The organism is Bradyrhizobium sp. 23, from assembly GCF_023073295.1.
Classification (GTDB): domain Bacteria; phylum Pseudomonadota; class Alphaproteobacteria; order Rhizobiales; family Xanthobacteraceae; genus Bradyrhizobium; species Bradyrhizobium canariense_D.
This window is the reverse complement of the sequence record NZ_JADPJF010000037.1, coordinates 201,402-205,890: the sequence shown is the minus strand read 5'-3', so window position 1 is coordinate 205,890 and position 4,489 is coordinate 201,402. Positions and strand designations below refer to the sequence as shown.

The 4,489-nt window shown below is 66.2% G+C and carries 6 protein-coding genes and 1 pseudogene; 5 read left to right on the top strand and 2 right to left on the bottom strand.

Annotated features, from left to right (window positions below; all coding sequences use genetic code 11):
• The coding region (locus IVB32_RS07005; protein ID WP_247410089.1) for a LysR family transcriptional regulator at positions 1–118 on the bottom strand (118 nt) is incomplete at its 3' end.
• 122 nt (positions 119–240) lie between these two features.
• On the opposite strand from IVB32_RS07005, the gene IVB32_RS07000 reads away from it, so the two are divergent.
• The 3 genes from IVB32_RS07000 to IVB32_RS06990 all read left to right on the top strand — a co-directional run bounded on the left by IVB32_RS07000 (position 241) and on the right by IVB32_RS06990 (position 2,059).
• Positions 241–1,020: a sulfite exporter TauE/SafE family protein gene (locus IVB32_RS07000; protein ID WP_247369024.1), complete on the top strand. Its 780-nt coding sequence runs from the start codon at positions 241–243 to the stop codon at positions 1,018–1,020.
• Complete coding sequence (locus IVB32_RS06995; protein WP_018453537.1) at positions 1,017–1,247, top strand: hypothetical protein; 231 nt, start codon at positions 1,017–1,019, stop codon at positions 1,245–1,247. The genes IVB32_RS07000 and IVB32_RS06995 overlap by 4 nt, the downstream gene beginning before the upstream one ends.
• A 113-nt stretch (positions 1,248–1,360) precedes the next feature.
• Positions 1,361–2,059 (top strand): glutathione S-transferase family protein, encoded by a 699-nt coding sequence (locus IVB32_RS06990; RefSeq protein WP_018453538.1) that lies wholly within the window; start codon positions 1,361–1,363, stop codon positions 2,057–2,059.
• A gap of 69 nt (positions 2,060–2,128) precedes the next feature.
• On the opposite strand, the gene IVB32_RS06985 is transcribed toward IVB32_RS06990, so the two are convergent.
• On the bottom strand, positions 2,129–2,320 hold the full coding sequence (locus IVB32_RS06985) for a cysteine-rich CWC family protein (protein WP_083926324.1): 192 nt from the start codon (positions 2,318–2,320) through the stop codon (positions 2,129–2,131).
• Positions 2,321–2,434: 114 nt separating this feature from the next.
• Here IVB32_RS06985 and IVB32_RS06980 point away from each other — a divergent pair, with 114 nt between their 5' ends.
• Together IVB32_RS06980 and IVB32_RS06975 are read left to right on the top strand one after the other, a co-directional pair.
• Positions 2,435–4,024 (top strand): DUF1800 family protein, encoded by a 1,590-nt coding sequence (locus IVB32_RS06980; protein WP_018453539.1) that lies wholly within the window; start codon positions 2,435–2,437, stop codon positions 4,022–4,024.
• Between the two features lie 2 nt (positions 4,025–4,026).
• Positions 4,027–4,489: pseudogene (locus IVB32_RS06975) on the top strand (hypothetical protein); the annotation flags it as partial.

Here is a 4,489-nt window from a genome sequence, read left to right as displayed (position 1 = left end):
CCATGCGGCTCACGGCGGCTGCCGATACGCTCAGCTCGAGGCCGGCCGCGGCAAAGCTGCCGGCCCGCGCCGCGGCCTCGAATGCCTTGATGCCGTTGAGAAACAGCAAGCGCCGCAAATGACCGACCCTCAGGAAAGCTGATGCCAGGCCAAGATAACTCAGTTTGCGTAGACGGGGCAAGCGGGGCACGTTTCCTTCGCTTCGCGCCGCGAGCGGGGAGAAGGTCGGGAGATTTTTACGTGACGCCCATCATGATCGCTGCCCTTGGATTGCTGATGGTCGGCACCGCGTTCCTGTCGGGGCTGTTCGGCATGGCGGGCGGGCTGATCCTGATCGGCGTGCTGCTGGCCTTGATGCCGCTGCCGACCGCGATGGTGCTGCATGCGATCACGCAGATGACCTCGAACGGCTGGCGCGCCTTTCTCTGGCGGACGCATATCCGCTGGCGCCCGGTCGCGAACTATATGGTCGGCGCGGCCGTCGCGCTCGCGGCGTGGTCGCTCACGCGCTACGTACCGGACAAGCCGGTCGCGCTGCTGCTGCTCGGGATCACGCCGTTCATGGCCCGGCTGCTGCCCGCCAACATCAAGCCGGATCCCGACCGTCTCTGGCAGGGCACCGTCTACGGCACGATCTGCATGGGCCTCATGCTGATGACCGGCGTGTCGGGGCCGCTGCTCGACACCTTCTTCCTCGGCGGCGATTTCGGCCGGCGCGAGAAGGTGGCGACCAAGGCGATGTGCCAGCTCGTCAGCCATTTCAGCAAGCTGATCTATTTCGGCAGCGTGATCGACCAGGCGGCGACGCTCGATCCCGTGCTCGCGGCCGTCGCGATCGCAGCATCCATGCTCGGCACCACGCTGGCGCGGCGCATCCTCGAAGCCATGACCGATCAGCAATTCGTGGTCTGGTCGATGAAGCTGATCACCACCATCGCCTGCTACTATATCGCCTATGGCAGCTGGCTGCTGGTCCGCACGCCGGTGCTGGCAGCCTTCGACAAGGGAGGTTTGCAATGAGCGAGACTGCCGACCCGCTGGTGCTGGACTTCGTCGAGTGGGTTGCGCGCGAGCCCCGCGCCTATGCCGAGGTGATCGCGACCTGGAAGACGTCGTGCCCGCGCCTCACCATCTGGGAAGACGCCGCCGACCGCGGCTATGTCGCGCGCGAGACGCTGCCCGGAATGGGGCTGGTGATCGCGGTGACGGAGGACGGCGAGAGGCTGCTGCGCACGAACGGGCGCTAGCTCTCCACATCCGTCGTTGCGAGCGCAAGCGAAGCAATCCAGAATGCTTCCGCGGCGGCAGTCCTGGATTGCTTCGCTTCGCGTGCAATGACGGAATACCGGGAGACCCTTTCATGTCGCTCAAACTCTTCGAACTCGTCGGCACAGACGCCTCGCGACCGTTCAGCCCGTTCTGCTGGCGCACGCGAATGGCACTGGCGCACAAGGGCCTTTCGGCGGAAACGTTGCCCTGGCGCTTCACCGAGAAGAGCGCGATCGCGCCACATGGCTCGGAGAAGGTTCCGGTGCTGCTGCATCACGACCAGCCGGTGGTCGATTCCTGGACGATCGCGATCTATCTCGAAGACAAGTTTCCGGATCGTCCGTCGCTGTTTGGCGGCGAGGGCGGGCGCGCCATGGCACGCATGCTCAATGTCTGGGGCGACATCGCCATCGTCGGCGGCATCTTTCCATTGATCATCGCCGACATTCCCAACAATCTGGATGAGGTCGACGCCGCCTATTTCCGCCAGTCGCGCGAGGCCCGTTTCGGCGGCAAGAGGCTGGAAGAGATCATGGCCAGCCGCGATGCCGGCGTGGTCGCCTTCCGCAAATCGCTCGAGGTGATGCGGCAGACCCTCAAGAAGCAGCCCTTCATCGGCGGCGCCGCACCGAACTATGCCGACTACATCGTGTTCGGCGGTTTTCAGTGGGCGCGCGCGACGAGCCCGTTCAAGCTGCTGGAAGCGGACGACCCGGTTTACGCCTGGCGCGAAAAGCTGCTGGATGCGTTCGACGGCATGGCACGGAAGTCCCCGGGGCATCCAGTGTAGTTGTCGCGAGCCGTCTCTCCTCAACGTCGTCCTGGCGAAAGCTAGGACCCATACCGCGGACGCGGAGGGTTATGTTGCCTCCGCCGCCGCACGCAAGCACGCCCGGCACAAGCAATCCTCGCCCTTGACCGGCATCGGCAGCCGCGCCGTTTCTTCCGCGCACCAGCAGGTGCCGGAGAGGTCGCAGCCGAACTCGGCGCCGCAACGAGAGCAGGCGAGGCGGCGGGGTTGCTGCGCCGGAATGTCTTGCCGATTTGTCATGATTTGCGCAAAAGCCGGGCTGTCGTTTTCATGCCGGGTTCATCTCCCGCTGCGGTATATTAGGCCTCGCGCACGTATCGGGAAAGCGGTTGGCAGCGCGCGAAGGACATATCGATGGCCCGCGATTCGCAAGCCGCGCTCGTCGCGCTCAACCGTTTCGGCTTCGGCGCCCGCGGCGGCGCATCCGGCGATCTCATCAACGCGGCCTCCGATCCTCGCGGCTTTGTGAAGGCGGAACTCACTCGTCCCAACGGTGTGCTGCTGGAGGCGCCGGGCCTGCAATCCGCGCCGCAGCTCGGGCAGGCCGTGTTCGCCTATCAGGATCAGGTCAAGCAGGCGCGCGAGGCCGCCGCGAAGGCCGGCGCGCCGACTGAAGCGCCGTTGCAAGCGCCGGCCGATCAGAGGCCCGGACCGCGCCGCAATCTCTCGCTGAACGCCGTGGCAACCGAGATCGCCGGCCAGATGGCCGAGGCCAAGCCCGGTAACAATAAGCCGGCTGACAACAAGCCGGCGGACAATATGGCCAAGCCGGACACTATGCAGCCCAACGCGGCCGCGCCGCCTGCCGCAAAACCCGCCCCGCAGCCGCTCAACGTCATCCAAAAAACCTTTCGCGCCGAGGCACTGGCGCGGTTGCAGCGCGCGACGCTGGTCGAGTGCGGCTTCACCGAACGGCTGGTCGTGTTCTGGTCCAACCATTTCTGCATCTCCGCCAGCAAGGGCGAGCTGGCGCGGATCTGGGCCGGTGCGTTCGAGCGCGAGGCGATCAGGCCGCATGTGCTCGGACGTTTCGCCGACATGCTGAAAGCGGTGGAGCAGCATCCGGCGATGCTGTTCTTCCTCGACAACCAGCAATCGCTCGGACCGGACTCGCGCGCGGGCCAGAACCGCAAGCGCGGGCTGAACGAAAATCTCGCGCGCGAGATCATGGAGCTGCATACGCTCGGCGTCGGCGGCGGCTATACGCAGGACGACGTCACCTCGCTCGCGCGCATCATCACCGGCTGGACCTTTGCTGGCCGGCAGGGACAGCTGGGAGCGCCCGGTTCGTTCGTGTTCAACGTCAATGCGCACCAGCCCGGGCCGCAAATGCTGCTCGGCAAGACCTACGAGCCGACCGGCCTTGCGCAAGGCGAAGCCGCCCTCGCGGACATCGCACGCCATCCCTCGACCGCGAGCTTCATCGCCACCAAATTCGTCCGCCACTTCGTCGCCGACGATCCGCCGCCGGCGCTGGTGGCGCGACTGCGCGATGTCTTCATCAAGACCGACGGGGATCTCAAAGCGCTGGCAACCGCACTGGTCGATTCCGACGAGGCGTGGAAGGCGCCACTGACGAAGATGCGCAGCCCTTATGATTTCCTGGTCGCGAGCGGCCGGCTGCTCGCGCGCGTGCCGGAGGATCCCGGCGCCTATCTCAACAACCTCAATCTGCTGGGCCAGCCGCTGTGGTCGCCGGCCGGCCCGAATGGTTTCGCCGACACCAATGCCGCCTGGGCTGCGCCGGAAGGCATCAAGCTCCGGCTCGACATTGCCGCGCAAATGGGCGCGCGGCTTGGGCCCAACATCGACCCGCTCGATTTGTTGGAATTTGCCGCCGCGGATGCGGCCTCGATCGAAACGCGGCGGACCATCGAGCGCGCGGAGTCGCGGCAGCAGGCGCTGGCGCTGCTGTTGATGTCGCCCGAAATGCAGAGGAGATGATGATGATCGACTGCGTCGAGAACCGGCTCCTCACCTCGCGGCGCGGCCTCCTGCTTGGCGGCGCCTCGTTCGCGGCCTGGGCTTACTTGCCGAAATTCGCGCGCGCCGCGGATGGCCGCGATCCTCGCCTGATCGTGGTGATCCTGCGCGGCGCGCTTGATGGGCTTTCGACCGTCGCGCCCGTCGGCGATCCCGATTATGCCGGCCTGCACGGGGCGATCGCGCTCACGGCGGACGGTGCGCATCCCGCGATCATGCTCGATACTTTCTTTGCGCTGCATCCGGCGATGCCTGAGTTCGCACGCATGTATCGCGACAGGCACGCCGCGGTGATCCACGCGGTCGCGACGCCCTATCGCGACCGCTCGCATTTCGACGGCCAGGACGTGCTCGAAAGCGGCTATGCCGGCCCGGGGCGCGTGCAATCCGGTTGGCTCAACCGCGCGCTGGAAGCGCTGCCGCGCG